This is a genomic window from Kitasatospora sp. McL0602 (assembly GCF_052076145.1).
GTDB lineage: Bacteria > Actinomycetota > Actinomycetes > Streptomycetales > Streptomycetaceae > Kitasatospora.
Map to the genome: position 1 here is coordinate 5,726,766 of NZ_CP197246.1, position 21,844 is coordinate 5,748,609.

The following is a 21,844-nucleotide window of genomic DNA, read 5'->3' on the forward strand; positions in this document are numbered from 1 at the left end:
TCGGTGCATGTCGTACTCGCCGGCGGCGGGACCGCCGGTCACATCGAGCCGGCCCTCGCCCTCGCGGACGCCCTCCGCAGGCACGACCCCTCCGTCGGGATCACCGCCCTGGGCACCGAACGCGGCCTGGAGACCAGACTGGTGCCCGAGCGCGGCTACCAGCTGGAGCTGATCCCGGCCGTACCGCTGCCTCGTAAGCCCACCCCCGAGCTGATCACCGTCCCGGGCCGCCTGCGCGGCACCGTCCGGGCCGCCCAGGAGATCATCGAGCGGGTCAAGGCCGACTGCGTGGTCGGCTTCGGCGGCTACGTCGCGATGCCCGCCTACCTGGCCGCCAAGCGCGCCGGGGTGCCGATCGTGGTGCACGAGGCCAACGCGCGCCCCGGGCTGGCCAACAAGATCGGTGCCCGCTACTCCGACTTCGTCGCCGTCTCCACCCCGGACAGCAAGCTGCGCGACTCCCGGTACATCGGCATCCCGCTGCGCCGCACCATCGCCACGCTGGACCGGAACGCGGTGCGCCCGGAGGCCCGGCACTACTTCGGCCTCGACCAGCGGCTGCCCACGCTGCTGGTCTCCGGCGGCTCGCAGGGCGCCCGCCGCCTGAACGAGACCGTCCAGGCGATCGCCCCCCGGCTCCAGCAGTACGGCGTGCAGATCCTGCACGCCGTCGGCCCGAAGAACGAGCTGCCGGTGATCGACGACATCCCCGGGATGCCGCCGTACCGCGCGGTGCCGTACGTGGACCGGATGGATCTCGCGTACGCCGCCGCCGACCTGATGCTCTGCCGGGCCGGGGCGATGACGGTGGCCGAGCTGGCCGCCGTCGGGCTGCCCGCCGCCTTCGTGCCGCTGCCGATCGGCAACGGCGAGCAGCGGCTGAACGCCCAGCCGATGGTCAAGGCCGGCGGCGGTCTGCTGGTGGACGACGCCGAGCTGACGCCGGACTGGGTGCTCCAGAACGTGCTGCCGGTGCTGACCAGCCCGCAGAAGCTCTGGGACATGAGCCGGGCGGCCTCCGAATTCGGCCGCCGGGACGCCGACGACCTGCTGGTGCAGATGGTCTACGAGGCGGTCGCCGCCGCCCGGGGCGGCCGCCGTCGTGGCTGACGCCTCGGCCTCCCCGGAGCTCGGCGACGAGGAGGAGGCGGAGCCGGGTGCCCCCCGGCTCCGCCTCTCCCGGCGCGGGGTCGTGGTGCTGAGCGCCCTCGGGCTGCTCGTCGCCGGTGCGCTCGGCTGGCTGGTCTTCTTCTCCTCCGCCCTGGACGTGCGCTCCGTCGCCGTCCAGGGCCTGGACAGCGGGAAGCTGACGTCGGAGCAGGTGGAGGCGGCGCTCGGCCCGGCGGGTGCCGGGCCGCTGGCCCGGGTCGACCTCGACGCGGCGGTCGCGCGGGTGCAGGCCGTCCCCCGGGTGGCCAGGGCCGAGATCTGGCGGGGCTGGCCGCACACCCTGCGGGTGAAGCTGGTGGAGCGCAAGCCGGTGGCCGCTGTCAAGACCGAAGATGGCAAATTCACCCAGGTCGATGCCTCGGGGGTGAGCTTCGCCACCGAGTCGGCGCCGCCCGCCGGAGTCCCGGTGGTCGAGCTGGCACTCGGTCAGCAGGCGAACGACTCCCTGGGGGTGATCTCCCGTCCGGAGTTGGTGCGGGCCGCCGTGACGGTCGCGGCGGGGCTGCCGGAGGACGTCGCGAAGCGTGCCGGAGCGGTTCGGGTGTACTCGTACGACGACATCCAACTCCAGCTCAGCGGGGGTGCGGTGGTGCACTGGGGGAGTGCGGAGCGGACGGAGCGCAAGGCCAAGGTGCTGACGGCGCTGCTCGGGCAGAAGGCCGTTAATTACGACGTGAGTGCGCCGGAGGCGCCTGCGGTGTCGGGTTGATCGGGTAAGTTCTTGCCCTGAGGGTGGTGTTGACGGAGCTACGGCTCCGCACCGACCCTTGGTGGTCACCCCGGTTTCACCGGGTGGTCGATGATCACATAGGCTCAAAAGAAAAAAGGGACGCTCGGCGTGTTCGTTGAACACCTGGCCTTCGCCGACCTAGTGTCCTGTGTCACCAGGCAGTTCCTGGCAGCACGCCTGCCGGAGCCGTGACCTGACGCAGGCACACCAGTAACCCTAAAGCTCAAGTTTAGGGTTCGGGTCGGTGGTCGGAATTTCGGACATACAGTCAGAAACCGCGCTCCCACCCATCGACATCCGTCGGTTTTCCGCTCCGTGGGGGCCGACCCGGAAATTCGAGGCGAGAGGCCTTCGACGTGGCAGCACCGCAGAACTACCTCGCAGTCATCAAGGTCGTCGGTATCGGCGGCGGTGGTGTCAACGCCATCAACCGGATGATCGAGGTCGGTCTCAAGGGCGTCGAGTTCATCGCGATCAACACCGATGCGCAGGCCCTCCTGATGAGCGACGCCGACGTCAAGCTCGACGTGGGCCGTGAACTCACCCGGGGCCTCGGCGCCGGCGCCAACCCCGAGGTCGGCCGCAAGGCCGCCGAGGACCACCGCGAGGAGATCGAGGAGGTCCTCAAGGGGGCCGACATGGTCTTCGTCACCGCCGGCGAGGGCGGCGGCACCGGCACCGGCGGCGCGCCCGTCGTGGCGAACATCGCCCGCTCGCTCGGCGCGCTCACCATCGGCGTGGTCACCCGCCCCTTCACCTTCGAGGGCCGCCGCCGCGCCAACCAGGCCGAGGACGGCATCGCCGGGCTGCGCGAAGAGGTCGACACCCTCATCGTCATCCCGAACGACCGCCTGCTCTCGATCTCGGACCGCCAGGTCTCGGTGCTGGACGCCTTCCGCTCCGCCGACCAGGTGCTGCTCTCCGGTGTCCAGGGCATCACGGACCTGATCACCACCCCCGGCCTGATCAACCTCGACTTCGCCGACGTCAAGTCGGTCATGTCGGACGCCGGCTCCGCCCTGATGGGCATCGGCTCCGCCCGGGGCGAGGACCGCGCCAAGGCGGCCGCCATCATGGCGATCTCCTCGCCGCTGCTGGAGGCCTCGATCGACGGCGCCCGCGGCGTGCTGCTCTCCATCTCCGGCGGCTCCGACCTCGGTCTCTTCGAGATCAACGAGTCGGCGCAGCTGGTCAGCGAGGCCGCCCACCCCGAGGCGAACATCATCTTCGGTGCCGTCATCGACGACGCCCTCGGCGACGAGGTCCGGGTGACGGTCATCGCGGCCGGCTTCGACGGCGGCCAGCCCCCGGCGATCGTCCGCGACCCGGTGGTCAAGTCGACCCCGGCCCCGGCCGCCGCCCCCGAGCGCCCGGCCACCCGGCCGTCGTACGGGAGCATCGGCTCGGTCACCTCCCGCTCGGAGGAGTCCCGCTCGGAGTCGCCCGTCACCACCGCCCCGCCGGTGCCGCCGCAGGTGCAGCCCGCCCGGCAGCCGTTCGTCGAGAGCCCGGCCGAGGAGCTCGACGTCCCCGATTTCTTGAAGTAGAGCGGCCTGAAGTGACCTCGCACGACGCAAGACAGGGTGCTCACTTCGCCTTCACCGACCGGTGGGGCGGGGTGAGCACTCTGCCGTACGGGGAGCTCAACCTCGGCGGTGCCGTGGGGGACGACCCGGTGGCCGTCCGGGAGAACCGGGCGATCGCGGCCCGGGGCCTGGGGCTCGACCCGGCGGACGTGGTCTGGATGCACCAGGTGCACGGCGCGGACGTCGCCGTGGTGACGGAGCGCCAGCCGGTGGGCGAGGCGCCGACCGTGGACGCCGTCGTCACCGACCGGCCGCTGGTGCTGGCGGTGCTGACCGCCGACTGCACGCCCGTCCTGCTGGCCGACCCCGTCGCCCGGGTGATCGGCGCGGCGCACGCCGGCCGGCCGGGCCTCGCCGCCGGAGTCGTCCCGGCGGTCGTCCGGGCGATGACCGAGCTGGGGGCCGTACCCGCCCGGATCGTCGCGGCCACCGGCCCCGCCGTCTGCGGCCGGTGCTACGAAGTCCCGGCGGAGCTCCGCGCGGAGGTGGCGGAGCGGGTGCCCGCCGCCTGGGCCGAGACCTCCTGGGGGACGCCCGCGCTGGACGTGGCCGCCGGAGTCCGCGCGCAGCTCGCCGCAGCGGGTGTCACCGAACTGGAGTGCTCACCCGTCTGCACCCTCGAGTCGACCGATCACTTCTCCTATCGCCGCGAGCAGCGCACGGGCCGGCTCGCGAGCTACGTCTGGTTGGACAGCTGACACTCATGACGAACGACATCTACGACGCGTTCCCCGGGCGGCCGGATTTCTCCGCCGCCCTGACGGACGGGCAGCTGGCCCGGTACGAGCAGCTCGGCACCAACCTGGAGGTGGTGGAGCGCCGGATCGCCGACGCCTGCGCCGCCGCCGGGCGCCCGCGCGACGCGGTGCAGCTGGTCGTGGTCACCAAGACCTACCCGGCCGAGGACACCGCCCTGCTGGCCGCCCTCGGCGTCACCGACGTGGCGGAGAACCGCGACCAGGACGCCGCGCCCAAGGCGGAGCAGTGCAGCCGCCTGCCGCTGACCTGGCACTTCGTCGGGCAGTTGCAGACCAACAAGGTGCGTTCGGTGGTCTCGTACGCCGACCTGGTGCACTCGGTGGACCGCGCGCGGCTGGTCGAGTCGCTCTCGGCGGCGGTGCTGAAGTCGGAGCGCGCGCCGCTGGGTTGCCTGGTGCAGGTCGCGCTGGACAAGGAGGCGGGGGAGGGCGAGGGCCGGGCCGGAGTGGCACCGGAGGACGTGCTCGCGCTGGCCGACCGGATCGCCGACACGCCCGGCCTGCAACTGGCCGGTGTGATGACCGTCGCTCCGCTCGTCGGGCCGCTGGCCGGCGACCCTGCCAGGGCCTTCGATCGGCTGGCGGAAATCGCAACCGCCGTACGGGCGGCCCATCCTGCTGCCACGATGGTTTCCGCAGGCATGAGTGGTGACCTGGAGCAGGCCGTGGCCGCGGGAGCGACACACGTACGCGTCGGTACGGCGGTGCTCGGAGTGCGGTCACCGCTCGGGTAACGTCACCGGGTAGTAGATCACACTGCAGGACAAAACAGGACAGAACCTAGCAGTCGCAGCCACTCGCACGCCTGACGGACAGTCGTCCTGACGGGTCGTGGACGGACCGAACCGGTCGGTGGCGGCGGAGCCCGTGGGCGAAGGCCGCCGGTGACGGAGCCGATCCCACCACAGAGCGGAGGAGACAGGAGCATGGCCGGCGCAATGCGCAAAATGGCGGTCTACCTCGGCCTCGTGGAGGACGAGACGTACGACGGCCAGGGGTACGACCCCGACGACGACTACGACACGGACCCCGAGCCGATCCGCAACGGACGTAACGAGGACCTCCAGCGGCCCGCCGCCGCGCCGGCCCCCGTCGCCCACATCGCGCCGCAGCCCGTACCGGCTGCCGTGCCGATCCGGCAGGAGACCCCGCGGATGGCACCAGTGTCGTCCATCACACCCGAACGCCGCCACAACCTGGAGAAGAGCTCCCCGGTGATCATGCCCAAGGTCGTGAACGAACGTGAGCCCTACCGCATCACCACGCTGCACCCTCGGACCTACAACGAGGCCCGTACCATCGGGGAACAGTTCCGTGGCGGCACCCCGGTGATCATGAATCTGACCGAGATGGACGACACCGACGCGAAGCGACTCGTAGACTTCGCCGCTGGACTCGTCTTCGGTCTGCACGGCAGTATCGAGCGAGTGACGCAGAAGGTGTTCCTGCTGTCTCCTGCTAACGTCGACGTAACGGCGGAGGACAAGGCACGGATCGCCGAGGGTGGGTTCTTCAACCAGAGCTGACCCAGCCACGACTACATGTGTGGAGCCAACGACAGTGTGTAGTGACTGACGGTTCGTCGGTCGGGGAGAGGGAAGATCGGGATGGGGATCGTGTGGCTGGTGCTCTATTGGGCGCTGACGGTCTTCCTGTTGATCCTGCTCTTCCGGCTCGTCATGGACTGGGTCTTCCAGTTCGCCCGATCGTGGCAGCCGGGAAGGGCCATGGTCATGGTCCTGGAGGTCACGTACACTGCCACGGATCCGCCACTCAAGCTTCTTCGGCGATTCATCCCGCCGTTGCGTCTCGGGGGCGTGGCGCTCGACCTGTCCTTCTTCGTACTGATGATCATTGTGTTTGTCCTGAGATCGCTCGTGCTGACTCTGCCGTCTTGAGCGCTGCGACAGGATGCCGGTATGCCGACGATCACGTTGAGGTGAAGAGATGCCATTGTCCCCCGAGGACGTTCGGAACAAGCAGTTCACGACCGTCCGGCTGCGTGAAGGCTACGACGAGGATGAGGTCGACGCCTTCCTCGACGAGGTCGAGGCCGAGCTGACGCGCCTCCTGCGCGAAAACGAGGACCTGCGCGCCAAGCTGGCCGCTGCGACGCGTGCCGCTGCGCAGAACCAGGCCAACATGCGCAAGGACCAGCAGCCGCAGGACGCCCGTCCGGGTGCCCCCGTGCCGGCCGCCATATCCGGGCCGCCGGTGCCGGGCCAGCAGGGCCCCGGCCAGCAGATGGGCCAGCAGCTCGGCGGCCCGCAGCAGATGGGCCAGCAGCAGATGGGCAACCAGCCCCTCGGCCTGCCCTCCGGTGCGCCCCAGCTCCCCTCCGGCCAGGGTGGCCCGATGGGCCAGCAGCCCATGCCGCAGCAGCAGATGCAGCAGATGGGCCAGCAGCCCATGCAGCAGATGGGGCAGCAGCAGATGGGCCAGCAGCAGCACGGCCAGACCATGGGCGGCCAGCAGCAGCTGGTGCAGCCGATGGGCGGTCAGATGCTGCAGCCGATGGGTGGCCAGATGGGCCAGCAGCCCATGCAGCAGCAGCAGATGCAGCAGATGGGCCAGCAGCAGCACGGCCAGCAGTCGATTGGCCAGACCATGGGTGGTCAGCAGCAACTGGCGCCGATGGGCGGCCCGATGGGCCAGCAGCTCGGCGGCCCGATGGGTGCCCCGATGCAGCAGCAGGGCCCCGGCGGCGACAGCGCGGCCCGTGTCCTCGCGCTCGCCCAGCAGACCGCCGACCAGGCGATCTCCGAGGCCCGGTCCGAGGCCAACAAGATCGTCGGCGAGGCCCGCAGCCGCGCCGAGGGCCTGGAGCGGGACGCCCGCGCCAAGGCCGACGCCCTGGAGCGGGACGCGCAGGAGAAGCACCGCGTGGCGATGGGCTCCCTGGAGTCCGCCCGCGCGACGCTGGAGCGCAAGGTCGAGGACCTGCGTGCCTTCGAGCGCGAGTACCGCACCCGCCTGAAGTCGTACCTGGAGACCCAGCTGCGTCAGCTGGAGTCGCAGGCCGACGACTCGCTCGCCCCGCCGCGGATCCCCGCCACCGCCTCGCTGCCGCCGGCCGCGTCGTCGATGGCGCCCGCCGGGTCGTCCGCGATGGGCAGCCAGCCGTCCTTCGGCGGTCAGCAGTCCTTCGGCGGCAACTCCCCGTCGTTCGGCGGCGGCAGCAGCCAGCCCTCCTTCGGTGGCCAGTCGTCCTTCGGCAGCCAGCCGAACGGTGCCGGCTCCGCAGCGCAGATGGCGCCGGTCGGGATGACCCAGCCGATGGCCGCGGTCCGTCCGCAGCCGCCGCAGCCGATGCAGCAGGCTCCGGCCCCGATGCGCGGCTTCCTCATCGACGAGGACGGCGACAACTAGTCGTCAGCAGTCACCACGGAAGCGCCCCCACCGCCCTGAGCGATGGGGGCGCTTCCGCGTGCGGCCGTCCAGGGCCTAGTGCGAGCTGCTGAGTACGGCGGTGACGAGTTCGCGGCGGCTGTGGACGGCGAACTTGTCGAAGACCGCCGTCAGGTGCTCCTGCACGGTGTTGGCGGAGATGTGCAGCTCGTCGACGATCTGCCGGGTCGAGCTGCCCCGGACGACGAGGGCGGCGACCCGGGTCTGGGCGTCGGTGAGGCCGTGGGCGCTGAGCAGCAGCGCGCTGACCTGGGCGGCGGGGGCCGGGCCGATCACCACGCCGATCTGGTGACCGCCGGGGCCCCGGAGGTGGGTGGCGTGCAGGGCCAGCCACCGGCCGGACCTGCCCCGGAGGCGCAGCGTCGGTGGTGGCAGCCCGGCGGGGTCGGCGCGACCGAGCCTGGTCAGCCGGGCGGCGACCGCGCGGACGGCGATCGGGAGTTCACCGTCGGTGAGCCCGGCGAGTCCGGTGGATTCGGCGAGTCCGGCGGGTGCGGCGGGTGCGGCGGCTTCGGGATGCCCGGTGAGCTCGGCGATCCACTGCCCGGCCTCGGGGCTCACGGACAGGACGGCCAGCCGGTCGTCGAGCACGATGATGCCGGGCTCGCCCTGAGCGTCCGGGCCGGCCGGGCCGGACCCGAGGACGACGGCCCGCCGCAGCCCCTCGGCCAGGTGCGGGGCGAGCTGCCGGACGAGCGCGAGCTCCTGCTCGGTGAAGCCGTGCGGGGAGTCGGCCCGGTGCAGGCAGAGCACGCCCCAGCAGTCCGGCCCGGTGGTGAGGGCGGCCCGCAGTTCGTCGCCGAGCCCGAGCGAGGCCATGATCTCCCGGTACCGGGGGCTGGCCTGCCGGTCGCCGTGGGTCGCGTGGTCGAGCGTGGTGACCGGGTCGGCGGCCCCCGCCAGGGCGGCGAACTTGTTGACGTCCGCGCGCTCGTACTCGTTGGCGAGGAAGAGCGGGGTGGCCTCGCGCAGCGGGTCGTCGCTGAGGGCTGAGGTGAAGAGCACGGTCGCCGGGTCGACGGTGGCGAAGAACGCGGCGTCGACCGGCATGACCGTACGGAGCCTGCGGAGCGCCTCGGTGCCCAGTGCGGTGGCGTCCAGCCCGGCGTAGCAGCGCTCCACCAGGGCGGCGACCCTGTGGTGCGCGACGGCTTCTGCCATGGTCACGACGTTACTCCGGTCAGGGCAGGTGGAGCAGCCCGAGCTGTCGCAGTAGGCCGAGTTCGTCCAGCCGGCCCCAGCGTTCGGTGATCCGGCCGTCGCGGACGCGGAAGATGTTGATGCCGGGCAGCGAGACCGTCCGGCCGGTCCCGGGGACGCCGAGCAGGCTGCCGTTCTGCACGCCGCTCGCGGTGAAGTGCTCGGTCACGAGCTCGCCCTCGCCGACGAGCAGGTGCTGGTCGCTGTGCCAGTCGGGGCAGGCGGCCCGGAACATCGCCGCGGCGGCCCGCATCCCCTCACGGTCGGCGGGCGAGCCGAACGGCGGGTCGTGGTTGACGAACTCCTCGGCGAGGTAGTCGTCGACGGCACCGAGGTCTCCCTCGGTGAACAGCGCCTGGATGAAAGCGGTCACGGTCTTCTTGTTCTGTCCGATGGTGTCCATGACCTCAGTCTTGGACGACGGCAGGGCCGCCGGAACCCCAACAATCTGGGGTTTCGACGGCCCTGCCGACAGCTGCTAGGCCTTGCGGAGCTGGAAGGTCAGGCCGAGGCCCTCGTCCGTGAAGCTCTCCGACTCCCAGTCGGCCGCGCCGGCGGCGAAGTCGACGGCGAGCACCTCGTCGGCGACCAGCTGGGCGTGCTCGGCGACGGCCGAGGCGGTGTCCTCGTCGGCGGCGCGCCAGCGCAGCACGATCCGGTCGGCGACGTCGAGGCCGGAGTTCTTGCGGGCCTCCTGGATCTGGCGGATGGCGTCGCGGGCGACGCCGAGCCGCTTGAGCTCCGGGGTGATGTGCAGGTCGAGCGCGACGGTGGCACCGGATTCGTTGGCCACGGCCCAGCCCTCGCGCGGGGTCTCGGTGATGACGACCTCGTCGGGGGAGAGGGCGATCTCGGCGCCGTCGAGCAGCACGGTGGCTGAGCCGGTGGCCCGCAGGTCGGCGGCGAGCACGGCGGCGTCGGCGGCCGCGACCACCTTCGCGACGTCCTGGACGCCCTTGCCGAAGCGCTTGCCGAGCGCCCGGAAGTTGGCCTTGGCAGTGGTGTCGACCAGCGAACCGCCCACCTCAGCGAGGGACTCCAGGGTGGTGACGTTCAGCTCCTCGGCGATCTGCGCGCGCAGGTCGGCGGGCAGCTCCTCCCAGCCCTGGGCGGCGATCAGCGCGCGGGAGAGCGGCTGACGGGTCTTCACCCCGGACTCGGCGCGGGTCGCGCGGCCGAGCTCGACCAGGCGGCGCACCAGCGCCATGTGCCGGGAGAGGTCGGTGTCGACCAGCGTCTCGTCCGCGACCGGCCAGGAGGCGAGGTGCACGGAGGCGGGGGCCTCGGGCGTGACGGGCACGACCAGGTCCTGCCAGACGCGCTCGGTGATGAATGGCGTCAGCGGGGCCATCAGCCGGGTGACGGTCTCCAGCGCCTCGTGCAGGGTGGCGAGCGCGGCGGCGTCCCCCTGCCAGAAGCGGCGGCGGCCGCGGCGGACGTACCAGTTGGAGAGGTCGTCGACGAAGCCGGAGAGCAGCTTGCCGGCCCGCTGGGTGTCGTACGCCTCCAGTGCGGCGTCGACCTCGCGGACCAGGGTGTTCAGCTCGGAGAGCACCCAGCGGTCCAGCTGCGGGCGCTCGGCCGGGGCCGGGTCGCTCGCGGAGGGCGCCCAGCCGGTGGTGCGGGCGTAGAGGGCCTGGAAGGCGACGGTGTTCCAGTAGGTCAGCAGCGTCTTGCGGACGACCTCCTGGATGGTGCCGTGACCGACCCGCCGGGCCGACCAGGGCGAGCCGCCTGCGGCCATGAACCAGCGGACGGCGTCGGCGCCGTGCTGGTCCATCAGCGGGATGGGCTGCAGGATGTTGCCCAGGTGCTTGGACATCTTGCGGCCGTCCTCGGCCAGGATGTGGCCCAGGCAGACGACGTTCTCGTACGAGTTCTTGTCGAACACCAGCGTGCCGACGGCCATCAGCGTGTAGAACCACCCGCGCGTCTGGTCGATCGCCTCGGAGATGAACTGCGCCGGGTAGCGCTTCTCGAACAGCTCCTTGTTCTGGTACGGGTAGCCGTACTGCGCGAACGGCATCGACCCCGAGTCGTACCAGGCGTCGATGACCTCGGGCACGCGGGTCGAAACCCCCGAGCACTCGCGGCAGTCGAAGGTCACGTCGTCGATGTACGGGCGGTGCGGGTCGAGGCCGCTCTGGTCGGTGCCGGTGAGCTCGCTCAGCTCGGCCAGCGAGCCGACGCAGGTGAGGTGGCCCTCCTCGCAGCGCCAGATCGGCAGCGGGGTGCCCCAGTAGCGGTTGCGGGAGAGCGCCCAGTCGATGTTGTTGTTCAGCCAGTCACCGAAGCGGCCGTGCTTGACGTTCTCGGGGAACCAGTTGGTGGCCTCGTTCTCCCGGATCATCGCGTCCTTGACGGCGGTGGTCCGGATGTACCAGGACGGCTGCGCGTAGTAGAGCAGCGCGGTGTGGCAGCGCCAGCAGTGCGGGTAGCTGTGCTCGTACGGGAGGTGACGGAACAGCAGGTCACGGGCCTTCAGGTCAGCGACCAGCGCCTCGTCGGCCTTCTTGAAGAACACCCCGCCGACCAGCGGGACCTCGGGGGCGAAGGTGCCGTCGCCGAGCACCGGGTTGACCACCGGGAGGCCGTACTTGCGGCAGGTCGCGAGGTCGTCCGCGCCGAAGGCGGGGGACTGGTGGACGATGCCGGTGCCGTCCTCCGTCGTCACGTAGTCGGCGTTCAGGACGTAGTGCGCGTTCTCGATCTCGACCAGGTCGAACGGGCGCCGGTAGGCCCAGCGCTCCATCTCGGCGCCGGTGAAGGACTGCCCGGTCGCCTCCCAGCCCTCGCCGAGGGACTTGGCGAGCAGCGGCTCGGCGACGACGAGCTTCTCGTTGCCGTCGGTCGCGACCACGTAGGTGACGTCCGGGTGGACGGCGGCGGCGGTGTTGGAGACCAGCGTCCAGGGGGTGGTCGTCCAGACCAGCAGCGCCGCCTCGCCCGCGAGCGGGCCGGAGGTCAGCGGGAAGCGGACGAAGACCGACGGGTCGACGACGGTCTCGTAGCCCTGCGCCAGCTCGTGGTCGGAGAGGCCGGTGCCGCAGCGCGGACACCAGGGGGCGACGCGGTGGTCCTGCACCAGCAGGCCCTTGTCGAAGATCTGCTTGAGCGACCACCAGACCGACTGCACGTAGGACGGGTCCATCGTGCGGTACGCCTCGTCGAGGTCGACCCAGTACCCCATGCGGGTGGTCAGCTCGGTGAAGGCGTCGGTGTGCCGGGTGACGGACTCGCGGCACTTGGCGTTGAACTCGGCGATGCCGTACTTCTCGATGTCCTGCTTGCCGGAGAAGCCGAGTTCCTTCTCGACGGCCAGCTCGACGGGCAGGCCGTGGCAGTCCCAGCCGGCCTTGCGGGCGACGTGGTAGCCCTTCATCGTCCGGTAGCGGGGGAAGACGTCCTTGAAGACGCGGGCCTCGATGTGGTGGGCGCCGGGCATGCCGTTGGCGGTCGGCGGGCCCTCGTAGAACACCCACTCGGGGCGGCCCTCGGACTGCTCCAGGCTGCGCTGGAAGACCTTGTTGTCCTGCCAGAAGCTGAGGATCTGGTGTTCGAGGACGGGCAGGTCCACCTGGGCGGGTACGGAGTTGTAGCTACTCATCGCGGTGTCTTCCTCCGGCGGATGCGTGGACTGGCTTCCGACGGAGGGACGAGACGGCATGCCGCCCCGCGGTACCACCCTCCTTGGCCGCAGATGGTGCTCGCGACCCACTTGTTTGGGCTTGCTGCCGGGTCTACCGGGCCCTGCGGGCCGTTCTTCCGGCGGCTCCGGGGTGATCTTCCCGCCGCGCACACCCCCGGGCTCTCACCACCCCCGGGTCGCTCCTGGCTGCGTACGTCGGTACTCGTCCCATCTGCGCCTTGCAGGCCCAGTGTATCGGGCCCGACAAGTGGGTTTGTGCCCCCGCGCCGGTGGTTAGCAGATGTCGATCTGGGCACAACTTGGTCAGCACCAGGGCGGCACCCCGACGGGATCATTCGGTGGCGGCTGCTCGGGTGGGATCGATATGAGGCATCGGTATGTCCCGTTGTGACCGGATTCGATGGGGATTATCGTTCCGGCACCGGAGACCGCCGGGAACCGGCGGTTCGATTCGTTCGTGAATGAGGTCGAAAGCCATGACTGAGAAGGCAACCGGCGCTGGCACAGCCACCAAGCCGGCACGCAAGGTCGTGGCGGGCGACTCAGGGGAGGGGACCGTGAGCACTACACGGCGTAAGACCGGCACCACCGGACGGGTCGCGGCCACCAGCCGCACCCACGTCAACGCGGGGACCGGTGCGAGGGGCGGCGGCGCCGAGTCGGTCGACCCGGCCGAGCTGCCCGTACGCCCCGGGGAGGAGCCCTGGACGGCGGCGGAGGTGGTCGAGCTGCACGCCGAGCTCAACTCCGAGCTCGAGCGGCTCACCGCCGAGATCGACGCCTCCGAGGCGGCGATCACCGGCCTGATGCGGGACTCCAACGACGGCGCAGGTGACGACCAGGTCGACGCCGGCACGAAGAACATCAACCGCGAGAGTGAGGTCGCGCTCGCCAACAACGCCCGCGACAGCCTCGCCCAGACCGAGCGCGCCCTGGCCCGCCTGGAGGGCGTCGGCTTCGGCGTCTGCGAGTCCTGCGGCCAGGCCGTCGGCAAGGCGCGCCTCCAGGCCTTCCCCCGGGCCACCCTGTGCGTGCAGTGCAAGTCCAAGCAGGAACGCAGGTAGGCAGGCCGCCGGGGCCGGCACCAGGGGCGCACCGGTTGCGTGCGCCCCTGGACGGGCGGGCGGGGCGTTGCCGTACGCTCGACCCGGTAACGTCGGCCCACAGGCAGCGGAGCTGATCATCAGTACGCCAGGTTCCCCCCAGACCCAGGACGAGTCCGTCCCGACCGCGCTCCCGGAGGGTGTCGTGGAGCAGTCGTCGGTCGACGAAGCCGCCGCCGCGGAGACCGTGCGGCGCCGCCGCGTCGGTGTGCTCCTGGTGGTGGCGCTGCTCGCCTACGTGATCGACCTGGGCAGCAAGCTGCTGGTCGTCGCCCGGCTGGAGGGCCACCAACCGATCGGGGTGCTCGGCGACGTCGTCACCCTCCAGGTGATCCGCAACGCCGGAGCCGCCTTCGGGATGGGCCAGGCGATGACCATCGTCTTCACGATGATCGCCGCCGCCGTGATCGTGGTGATCTGGCGGATCGCCCGCCGCCTCTACAGCCTCCCCTGGGCGATCGCGCTGGGCCTGCTGCTCGGCGGCGCCTTCGGCAACCTCACCGACAGGATCTTCCGCTCGCCCGGGGTCTTCCGGGGGCACGTGGTGGACTTCATCTCCGTCCAGCACTTCGCGGTCTTCAACCTCGCCGACTCGGCCATCGTCTGCGGCGGAATCCTGGTCGTCCTGCTCTCCTTCCGGGGCAGCAACCCGGACGGCTCGACCCACCAGACCACCAAGGCCGGACCGGCGGAGTGAAGGCCGGGCTCTCCCGTCCGGCATACTCGTACGGGTGAGTACCGCAGCGCAGACCCGCAGCCTCCCCGTCCCCGATGGCCTGGAGGGTGAGCGACTCGACGCCGCCCTGGCCCGGATGTTCGGTTTCTCCCGGACGAAGGCGGCCGAGCTGGCCTCCGACGGCAAGGTGACCATCGACGGCGCCACCGCGGGCAAGTCCGACCGCGTGGTGGCCGGGTCCTGGCTGGAGGTCGAGATCCCCGCCCCCGCCGCACCCGTGCGGCTGATCGCCGAGCCCGTCGAGGGCATGGTGATCGTCCACGACGACGACGACATCGTCGTGGTCAACAAGCCGGTCGGCGTCGCGGCCCACCCCAGCCCCGGCTGGACCGGCACCACCGTGATCGGCGGCCTGGCCGCCGCCGGGTACCGGATCTCCACCTCGGGCGCGGCCGAGCGCCAGGGCGTCGTGCACCGCCTCGACGTCGGCACCTCCGGCCTGATGGTCGTCGCCAAGTCCGAGCGCGCGTACACCGACCTCAAGCGGCAGTTCCACGACCGCGTGGTCGAGAAGAAGTACAACACCCTCGTCCAGGGCCACCCGGACCCGATGAGCGGCACCGTCGACGCGCCGATCGGCCGCCACCCCAGCTCGGACTGGAAGTGGGCCGTCACCAAGGACGGCAAGCCCTCCATCACGCACTACGACCTCATCGAGGCGTTCCGGGCGGCCTCGCTGCTCGACATCAAGCTGGAGACCGGCCGCACCCACCAGATCCGGGTGCACATGTCCGCCCTGCGGCACCCCTGCGTCGGTGACATCACCTACGGCGCCGACCCGACGCTCGCCAAGCGGCTCGGTCTGACCCGGCAGTGGCTGCACGCCGTCTCGCTGGGCTTCGAGCACCCCTCCGACGGGCAGTGGGTGCAGTACGACAGCGAGTACCCGGAGGACCTGCGCCGCGCCCTCGACATCATCTCCTCGGAGAGCTGACATGGCGGCCGTGCCGATCCGCGTCGCCGAGGGGGCGGACGACCTGGCGCTGGTGCACGCCGTCCGCCGCGAGGTCTTCATCGTCGAGCAGGAGATCCCCGAAGAGCTGGAGTGGGACGAGCTGGACGCGACCTCCGAGCACCTGCTCGCCGTCGCCGCCGACGGCAGCCCGCTCGGCACGGCCCGACTGATCCACGGCCCCCAGGCGCTCGGCCTGACCGGCGGCGTCGAGGGCCGGGTGCTGCTCGGCCGCCTCGCCGTGGTCAAGGCCGCCCGGGGCACCGGCCTCGGCGCGGAGCTCGTCCGCGCGGTCGAGACCGCGGCGCAGGCCCGGGGGGCCGTCGAGTGCGAGCTGCACGCGCAGACCCAGGCGCTCGGCTTCTACGAGCGGCTCGGGTACGTCGCCGAGGGCCCGGTCTACGACGACGCCGGGATTCCGCACCGGACGATGGTCAGGAGTTTCTGAGTCTGGAATGGGGGAGATAGTGGCTGGTCTGGGGGAGTTCACGCCGCTGGTGGACCGGGAGGTCGTGCTCCGGCGGCCGGTGCCGGGGGACGCGGCAATGGTGCTGAGGGGTAGTCAGGACCCTTTGGTGCGCGAGTTCATGCAAGGTGTTTTTGGCCACGCAGACGAGGCGGCGGCCGCCCGGTGGATCGAGTCCGTACCACCGCTGCTCTGGGAGCAGGAGAAGGCCGCCTACTTCACCGTCGAATCGGGCGGAATCCCCGTCGGCTGGGGCGAGTTGGTGAATCTGAAGCTCGCCGAGGGGACGGCCGAGGCGGCCGTCTGGCTGCTGCCCGAGGCGCGTCGGATGCGAACTGCCACGGCTGCGCTGCGCCTCGTCTGCCGCTACGGATTCGAGCAGCTGGACCTGCGCCGTATCGACGCGTACGCGGCAGCGGATAACATGCCGGTTCAGGTGGTCGGAGCTTTCATCGGATTCCGGCGTGCGGGTTTTTGCCCAGGCCTGTTCCGTAGCTCGCGCACACACCAGTTGCACGACGCGGTACACGCCACGCTGGTCCCTGACGATTTGTGCTGACCTCGGGGTAGCCATGGGGGTGGCGTGAAGGTTCGCACTCTCCCGGCCCAGGTGATCGATACTACGCAGGGAACGGCACGCAGAAGCCGATCTTGCCCTGGGGTTACCCGTACGAACGATTCCTCTGCCCGAACGGGCAGGTCAGGGGCACCGCTCGATCGCCGAGCGGAGGAGGGGGCCTGGAATGGTGGACACGGACGGACAGCGCGCGGAGGAGGGCCAGCGGCCCGGTATCCGGCTGAGCTTCGGCGGGGAGGAACTGCCGGGCGGCCGTACGGAGTTGCTGCTCGAGGTCGATGGCGCGCTGCGGGTCGAGCGGCTGACGGCACAGGGGCACACCACCCGGCTCGGCCGGGTGGACGCCGCGTTGACGGTGCGTCTGCTCGCGGCACTGCGGGCCGCCGGCGCCGGTCTCCAGGGCGGCGAGCCGCCGGCCGGAGCGACGGTGCTGCGGGTCGCCGGAGTACTGCCGGGAGGTGACGCGCTGTGGGCCGACGGCACGTCCGCGCCGCTGCCCGAGGGCGCCCGGCTGCTGGAGGTGCTCGCGGCCCAGGCACTCGACCCCGCCGCTCCCAGCACCCTGGCCGCTCCGGCCGTCTCACTGGGCGCCTCCCTGCACGCCCCGGTGGCCTCGCAGGCCAGGGCCGTGATCGGCGCGGTGGAGGGCCGCCCCGCGTACGCGATCGCGGAGGCGGGCCAGGGCTACGGGCTGGCCGATCTGGACACCCGGGAGTCGCTGGGCAGTTCGGGGCCCGACGCCGGGCTGCTGCCGAGCGCGGTGGCGCTGGCGACGGTGGGCGGCCGGGAGGTGTTCGCGATCGGCGCCGAGGACGGCGCGGTACAGGTCTGGGACGCCGTCAGCGGCGCCCTGCTGCACGGCACTTCGGGTGGCGAGGGAGCACAGACGGTGGCGGCCGGGCTGGTGCAGGGGGTGCCGCTGGCGTTCTCGGCGGGCGCCCTCGGCGAGGTCCGGGCCTGGCGCGCGGAGGACGGCCGTCCGCTCGGCCTGCTCGACGTCGCCGGCCAGGGCGCGGCCGCGCTCGTCCACGCGCACTGCGCAGGCGTCCACCTGCTGGCCGCCGCCGGTGAGGACGGGGTCGTCCGGGTCTGGGACGTGACCTCGGGTCAGCGGCTGCACCTGCTGGTGGGCCACCGGGGCCGGGTGACGTCGCTGGCGGTCCTGACCCTCGGTGACCAGGCACTGCTCGCCTCGGCGGGGCAGGACGGCGAGATCCGGCTCTGGGACCTGGCGACCGGCCAGCCGCACGCACTGCTCACCGGCCACTCCGCCACCGTCACCGGCCTGGCCTTCCTGGAGGCCGACGGCGCCCCGCTGCTCGCCTCCGCCTCGCTGGACGGCACCGTGCGCACCTGGGACGTGTACCAGGGCGAGGCGAGGCACGGCTGGCCCGCCGGGGCCGGCTGGCTGACCGCCGTCGCCGCGCTCGACCTCGGCGGCAACCCCACCGTGGTCACCGGTGACGAGCACGGGCGGATCGCCCTCTGGCACCCCGTCACCGGCGCCGCGCTCGGCGCCCACGAACTCGGCACCGCCATCAACACGCTGACCGTCGTCGAGCTGGACGGCCGTCCGGTCATCGCCACCGGCCACGCGGACGGCAGCCTGCGGCTGACCGACGCCGGGAGCCGCAGCGAGGTCTGGGCACTGGCCGCCGACGGCGGGCCGATCACCTCCCTGGCCGTCGCCGAGGAGACGCTGGTCTGCGGTACGGCGGCCGGGGCGGTCCGCTGCCACGCGCTGCGGACCGGCGCCCGACTCTCGGTGCCCACCCCGCACACCGGCCCGGTCACCGCCCTCGGGTTCGCCGCCGAGAGCTCCGTCGGGGCGCCCGCGCTGCTCGCTTCCGCAGGTGCGGACGGCACCGTGCGAGTCCGGCAGGCGCTCGACGGCAGCCCGCTGCTCCAGTTCACCGCGCACCCGCAGGGCGTGACCGCGATGGCGATCGGTCTCTCCGACGGTCACCGGCTGCTGGCCACCGGCGGGGCCGAGGGCACCGTCCGGCTGTGGGACGCGGCGAGCGGCGGGGCCGGACCGGTCCTCGACGGCCTGTCAGCCCCCGCCGAGACGCTGACCTTCGGCACCAGCGGCGACCACCCCGTGGTCGTCGCCGGGACGGCCGACGGCACGGTGCTGGTCTGGGGCGTGCGGGACGGAGCCCGGCTCGGAACTTTCGACGGCGGCGGAACTGCCGTGCGGTCGTTGGCAGTCCAGAGTCTTGACGGTGAAGTTCTGCTCGCCGCCGGGGACACCGCCTCGACCGTCCGGCTCTGGCACCTGGCCAGCGGCACGCTGCTCAACGAGGCGGCGCTCGACCGGGCTCCGCTCGCCATCTCCTTCGGCGAGGCCGGTCTGCACGTGGTGGGTGTGGACGGACCGACGCTGCTCTGAGACGTTGCTCGGAGGGGCATTTGGAGGGGGCGGTCGGCCCTGCTGTCTACGCGGGTCGACCGCCTGTCCATCGGCTGTTTAGCGCTGGCGGCCAGAGTGACTGACTCACCGCCGGCTCACTGTTCTGTGACCGTACGACCGCGTGAAGGGAAGAGGCTGTGGCCGGAGCGTCGTTCCAGATCGACCTCGAAGAGGTCGAGTCAGCCGCCAAGCTGATCCGCAGCATGCTCGACGATCTGGCGGAGCCCGCCAACCACCTCGAGGCGGTGGTCAAGCAGGTGCAGAAGTCGGTCTACGGCAGCGACCTGTTGGGCAAATCGCTGACCGGCGGGTCGTCGTCGGTGGGCGGGGTGGATGTGCACCAGCAGCAGGTGCTGGAGGGCATCCGCTCCTACCTCACCAACTCGGGTGCGATGGCGGCGAACCTGCTGCAGATGGTGGAGAGCCACCGACTGACGGACGGTCAGAACTCGCAGGACCTGGACAAGATCCTCAAGGACGGCGGCTCGGGTTCCGGCTCGGGTTCGAGCCCTGCGTCGCCCCCGCCCCCGTCCTCACCCCCGCCGGCTCCGGTGTCCGCGCCCACGCCCATCAAGGACAAGGACCCGGGCTACGTGCCGCCTGCGGCGCCGACGCTCGACTACAACCACCCGAACCCGCTGTTCCCGGGGCGGCCCCCCGTGGGTGGCGGAGGTTCCCACCACTCGGAAATCTGACCCAGCCCGTCCAGAAAGTGACTCGTCATCATGATCGAGCTGCCGTCCGACCTCGCTGAGGTACTCAAGACCGTCCAGAAGAACGAGAACGGCGCGGACATCGTCTTCCCCAACGGGAACGAGGACCTGCTCGCCGACCTCGCGTCCGCCTGGGACAACTGGAACAAGGTGGCCGAGAGCCGCATCCAGGCGATCATCGACGCCGCCAAGCGCGCGATGGAGCACATGTCCGGCCCGGCGGCCGAGCAGTACGAGCAGTACCTGCAGAAGTACGCGGGCCGGGACGACTCGCACGCCGCCACCACGCTGTTGGCCGGGCAGGCGATGGCGAGCAACCTGCACGGCGCCGCGCGGGCCGTCGCCGGGACCAAGCAGGAGATGGTGCGGGAGCTGGCGTACGCGAAGGAGTACATCCAGCAGCACCCGGAGGGCAAGCACGACGACATCGCCAAGTCCGAGGGCATCAAGACCGCCGCGCAGACGTACCACACGTACATCGGCCAGGTCGGCTCCGGCGTGGACGGCATGCTGCGGCAGAGCGCGGGACACATCGAGTCGATGACCGGCGCGGGCAAGAGCTGCGCGCTCGGCGGCGGAGGTGGCGCGGGTGGTTCCGGCGGCGGGGCCGGCGGGCCGGGCAGCGCCCGGGTGGGGCTCGACGGCCTGTCGCCGAACAGCCTGCCCGGTGCCCTTGGGCCCAACGGTCTGCCGGTGGGTCTCACCGCGCCGGACGGCACGGGTGCCAACGGCCTGCCGGGCGCTCTGGGCCCCAACGGCCTGCCCAGCGGCCTGGGGCCGGCGGGTCTCGGCGGGCCGGGGCCGATCGGCCTGGGCGGGCCGGGCGGTGGTGGACCCTTCGGCGGTGGATCCGGTAGTGGTGGATTCGGCAGCGGTGGGTCCGGTAGCGGTGGATCCGGCAGTGGTGGATCCGGTGGGGGTGGTGCTGGCGGCGGCGGGACCGGGGGATCGGGAAGTTCCGGTGTCGGTGCTCGCACCATGCCCACCATCCCGCACGGGCAGCCGCCGACGATGCCCGACTTCGACGGCGCCCACGGTGGCGCTTCCGGTATCGACTTCGGTATGGGTGGGCACGGTCCGCAGATGACCTCGCCGCGGATCCAGCCCTTCGTCCCGCCGCAGCCGACCATGCCGGACTTCAGCGGCACTCTCCCGGACGGCACCTCGACCCACGGCGGCGAGGGCTGCCTCGGTCCGGACGGAAAGCCGGTCTTCGGCTCCGACATCGGCAAGCCCAAGCTGGACCTGGCCGGACTCGGTGACATCGGCGTGAACACGGGCCCGAGCACCGGCGGGCTGACACCGTTCGGCGGCGGTCCGGGCCCGAGCCTCGGCTTCGGCCCCGGCAGCCTCGGTGGCGGTCCCGGTGGTGGCGGCGGTGGTGGCGGTCTGGCCGCCGGGCTCGGGGCCGGTGGCCTCGGGAGCGCGCTCGGCAGTTCGCTCTCCGGCGCGCTGGGCGGCGCGGGCTCTGCGACGGGAGCCGGTGCGTCCTCGCTGGCCGGGGCCGGTGCGGCCGCCTCGCGGCTCGGCGCCGGCACCGGTACGGGCGTCGGCAGCGCGGCCGGGAAGGCCGGGGTCGGCGGAGTCGGCTCCGGGACCGCCGCAGCCACGGCGGGCCGCCCTGGTGCCGCCGGGATGCACGCCCCCGGCGGATTCGGCGGAGCGCGCGGCGGTGGCAAGAACGGCGGGAAGAACGGCAACCGCTTCGTGCGGCCGACCCGCTTCGGCTGCGAGGGCGAGGAAGAGGAGGAGGCGCTGCGCACCGACTCCGGTGTGATCGGCCAGGCGACCGAGCTGGAGCCCCGGGACAAGAGCTGGCACAAGATGCGGCAGCGCTGGGTGGACGAGGCCCGCACGTCGGAGCACCCGGCGGCGCACGAGGCCGAGGTGGCCGGGCCCACAGGTGCGGAAAGCCCGCTGGTGGCGCAGCTCGCGAGCGCGATCCTCGGCACGCCTACGGAGGGTTCGGCCGAGGGCGCTTCCGCGGCGGACCCGAAGGAGTCGGCCGGTGAGTCGGCTGGTGGGTCGGCGATCGGCCGCTCGGGGTCCTCGGGGTCCTCGGGGTCCTCGGAGCCGGCTGCGACGGCCGAGCCGACAGGTGCCGCCGGTGGCGGTGACGCGGACGACGCGTACCTGGACCGGTCCCGTTCGGTGGCCGCCCGTCGCGGGCGGCCCGAGGAGTCGGCCCCTGCGAGTGGCGGCACTGCGGCCACGCCCGCGCCGACCGCAACCAGGCCCGCGCCGCTGCGGGAGGAGGAGGGCTTCCAGGTGCCCAGCCCCTTCCTGCGGGCAGCCCTCGAACGGCTCGCCGCCGCCGGTGGCGGCGGGGCCTGACGGCCTCCCGACACACCACCCGTCCGACCCCCGCTCCCACCGAACGAGG

Annotated in this window: 19 protein-coding genes; 16 read left to right on the forward strand and 3 right to left on the reverse strand. The window is 72.0% G+C overall.

The genetic code is table 11. The features are described from left to right. The first annotated feature begins 3 nt into the window (after positions 1-3). The 8 genes from murG (at position 4) to ACR68M_RS26155 (ending at position 7,613) form a co-directional block, all read left to right on the forward strand. Positions 4-1,110, forward strand: coding sequence for an undecaprenyldiphospho-muramoylpentapeptide beta-N-acetylglucosaminyltransferase (gene murG / locus ACR68M_RS26120; protein WP_441246557.1), 1,107 nt, complete (start codon positions 4-6; stop codon positions 1,108-1,110). Then, complete coding sequence (locus ACR68M_RS26125; RefSeq protein ID WP_441246558.1) at positions 1,103-1,879, forward strand: cell division protein FtsQ/DivIB; 777 nt, start codon at positions 1,103-1,105, stop codon at positions 1,877-1,879. Before murG ends, ACR68M_RS26125 begins: the two co-directional genes overlap by 8 nt. 377 nt (positions 1,880-2,256) lie before the next feature. Next, positions 2,257-3,447, forward strand: a complete 1,191-nt coding sequence (gene ftsZ, locus ACR68M_RS26130; RefSeq protein WP_441246559.1) for a cell division protein FtsZ — start codon at positions 2,257-2,259, stop codon at positions 3,445-3,447. 11 nt (positions 3,448-3,458) lie between these two features. After that, complete coding sequence (pgeF, locus tag ACR68M_RS26135; protein ID WP_441246560.1) at positions 3,459-4,184, forward strand: peptidoglycan editing factor PgeF; 726 nt, start codon at positions 3,459-3,461, stop codon at positions 4,182-4,184. A gap of 5 nt (positions 4,185-4,189) precedes the next feature. Further along, complete coding sequence (locus tag ACR68M_RS26140) at positions 4,190-4,978, forward strand: YggS family pyridoxal phosphate-dependent enzyme (RefSeq protein WP_441246561.1); 789 nt, start codon at positions 4,190-4,192, stop codon at positions 4,976-4,978. 192 nt (positions 4,979-5,170) lie between these two features. Further along, positions 5,171-5,770 (forward strand): cell division protein SepF, encoded by a 600-nt coding sequence (locus ACR68M_RS26145; RefSeq protein WP_441246562.1) that lies wholly within the window; start codon positions 5,171-5,173, stop codon positions 5,768-5,770. Between the two features lie 81 nt (positions 5,771-5,851). Then, entirely contained in the window at positions 5,852-6,142 is a 291-nt protein-coding gene (locus tag ACR68M_RS26150) for a YggT family protein (RefSeq protein ID WP_441246563.1), read from the forward strand. Between the two features lie 49 nt (positions 6,143-6,191). Next, positions 6,192-7,613 carry a DivIVA domain-containing protein gene (locus ACR68M_RS26155; protein ID WP_441246564.1) on the forward strand — a complete coding sequence of 474 codons (1,422 nt, stop codon included), beginning with the start codon at positions 6,192-6,194 and terminating at the stop codon, positions 7,611-7,613. Positions 7,614-7,688: 75 nt separating this feature from the next. On the opposite strand, the gene ACR68M_RS26160 is transcribed toward ACR68M_RS26155, so the two are convergent. The 3 genes from ACR68M_RS26160 to ileS form a co-directional block, all read right to left on the reverse strand. Continuing rightward, entirely contained in the window at positions 7,689-8,813 is a 1,125-nt protein-coding gene (locus ACR68M_RS26160) for a LuxR C-terminal-related transcriptional regulator (RefSeq protein ID WP_441246565.1), read from the reverse strand. A gap of 19 nt (positions 8,814-8,832) precedes the next feature. Then, the gene (locus ACR68M_RS26165; protein ID WP_441246566.1) at positions 8,833-9,255 is read right to left on the reverse strand and encodes an ester cyclase; all 423 of its coding nucleotides are present in this window, start codon (positions 9,253-9,255) and stop codon (positions 8,833-8,835) included. 75 nt (positions 9,256-9,330) lie between these two features. Next, a complete protein-coding gene (ileS, locus tag ACR68M_RS26170; RefSeq protein ID WP_441246567.1) occupies positions 9,331-12,459 on the reverse strand; it encodes an isoleucine--tRNA ligase in 3,129 nt (1,042 codons plus the stop codon). A 599-nt stretch (positions 12,460-13,058) separates the two neighbouring features. On the opposite strand from ileS, the gene ACR68M_RS26175 reads away from it, so the two are divergent. The 8 genes from ACR68M_RS26175 (at position 13,059) to ACR68M_RS26210 (ending at position 21,795) form a co-directional block, all read left to right on the forward strand. After that, on the forward strand, positions 13,059-13,565 hold the full coding sequence (locus tag ACR68M_RS26175) for a TraR/DksA family transcriptional regulator (protein ID WP_441246568.1): 507 nt from the start codon (positions 13,059-13,061) through the stop codon (positions 13,563-13,565). Positions 13,566-13,749: 184 nt separating this feature from the next. Next, entirely contained in the window at positions 13,750-14,301 is a 552-nt protein-coding gene (gene lspA, locus ACR68M_RS26180; protein ID WP_441246569.1) for a signal peptidase II, read from the forward strand. A gap of 34 nt (positions 14,302-14,335) precedes the next feature. Continuing rightward, the gene (locus ACR68M_RS26185) at positions 14,336-15,274 is read left to right on the forward strand and encodes an RluA family pseudouridine synthase (protein ID WP_441246570.1); all 939 of its coding nucleotides are present in this window, start codon (positions 14,336-14,338) and stop codon (positions 15,272-15,274) included. 1 nt (position 15,275) lies between these two features. Next, positions 15,276-15,740, forward strand: coding sequence for a GNAT family N-acetyltransferase (locus tag ACR68M_RS26190; RefSeq protein ID WP_441246571.1), 465 nt, complete (start codon positions 15,276-15,278; stop codon positions 15,738-15,740). 7 nt (positions 15,741-15,747) lie between these two features. Next, positions 15,748-16,317 (forward strand): GNAT family N-acetyltransferase, encoded by a 570-nt coding sequence (locus ACR68M_RS26195; RefSeq protein ID WP_441246572.1) that lies wholly within the window; start codon positions 15,748-15,750, stop codon positions 16,315-16,317. Between the two features lie 184 nt (positions 16,318-16,501). Next, the gene (locus ACR68M_RS26200) at positions 16,502-18,727 is read left to right on the forward strand and encodes a WD40 repeat domain-containing protein (protein ID WP_441246573.1); all 2,226 of its coding nucleotides are present in this window, start codon (positions 16,502-16,504) and stop codon (positions 18,725-18,727) included. Between the two features lie 158 nt (positions 18,728-18,885). Then, the gene (locus tag ACR68M_RS26205) at positions 18,886-19,443 is read left to right on the forward strand and encodes a hypothetical protein (protein WP_441246574.1); all 558 of its coding nucleotides are present in this window, start codon (positions 18,886-18,888) and stop codon (positions 19,441-19,443) included. A 30-nt stretch (positions 19,444-19,473) separates the two neighbouring features. Further along, positions 19,474-21,795 (forward strand): hypothetical protein, encoded by a 2,322-nt coding sequence (locus tag ACR68M_RS26210; RefSeq protein ID WP_441246575.1) that lies wholly within the window; start codon positions 19,474-19,476, stop codon positions 21,793-21,795. Positions 21,796-21,844: the final 49 nt, after the last annotated feature.

Coding starts and splice junctions, on each gene's coding strand:
- ACR68M_RS26190 (WP_441246571.1), top strand. CDS start 15,276: ATGGCGGCCGTGCCGATCCGCGTCGCCGAGGGGGCGGACGACCTGGCG.
- ACR68M_RS26140 (WP_441246561.1), top strand. CDS start 4,190: ATGACGAACGACATCTACGACGCGTTCCCCGGGCGGCCGGATTTCTCC.
- ACR68M_RS26160 (WP_441246565.1), bottom strand. CDS start 8,813: ATGGCAGAAGCCGTCGCGCACCACAGGGTCGCCGCCCTGGTGGAGCGC.
- ACR68M_RS26210 (WP_441246575.1), top strand. CDS start 19,474: ATGATCGAGCTGCCGTCCGACCTCGCTGAGGTACTCAAGACCGTCCAG.
- ACR68M_RS26155 (WP_441246564.1), top strand. CDS start 6,192: ATGCCATTGTCCCCCGAGGACGTTCGGAACAAGCAGTTCACGACCGTC.
- ileS (WP_441246567.1), bottom strand. CDS start 12,459: ATGAGTAGCTACAACTCCGTACCCGCCCAGGTGGACCTGCCCGTCCTC.
- ACR68M_RS26150 (WP_441246563.1), top strand. CDS start 5,852: ATGGGGATCGTGTGGCTGGTGCTCTATTGGGCGCTGACGGTCTTCCTG.
- ACR68M_RS26195 (WP_441246572.1), top strand. CDS start 15,748: ATGGGGGAGATAGTGGCTGGTCTGGGGGAGTTCACGCCGCTGGTGGAC.
- ACR68M_RS26165 (WP_441246566.1), bottom strand. CDS start 9,255: ATGGACACCATCGGACAGAACAAGAAGACCGTGACCGCTTTCATCCAG.
- ACR68M_RS26145 (WP_441246562.1), top strand. CDS start 5,171: ATGGCCGGCGCAATGCGCAAAATGGCGGTCTACCTCGGCCTCGTGGAG.
- ACR68M_RS26200 (WP_441246573.1), top strand. CDS start 16,502: ATGGTGGACACGGACGGACAGCGCGCGGAGGAGGGCCAGCGGCCCGGT.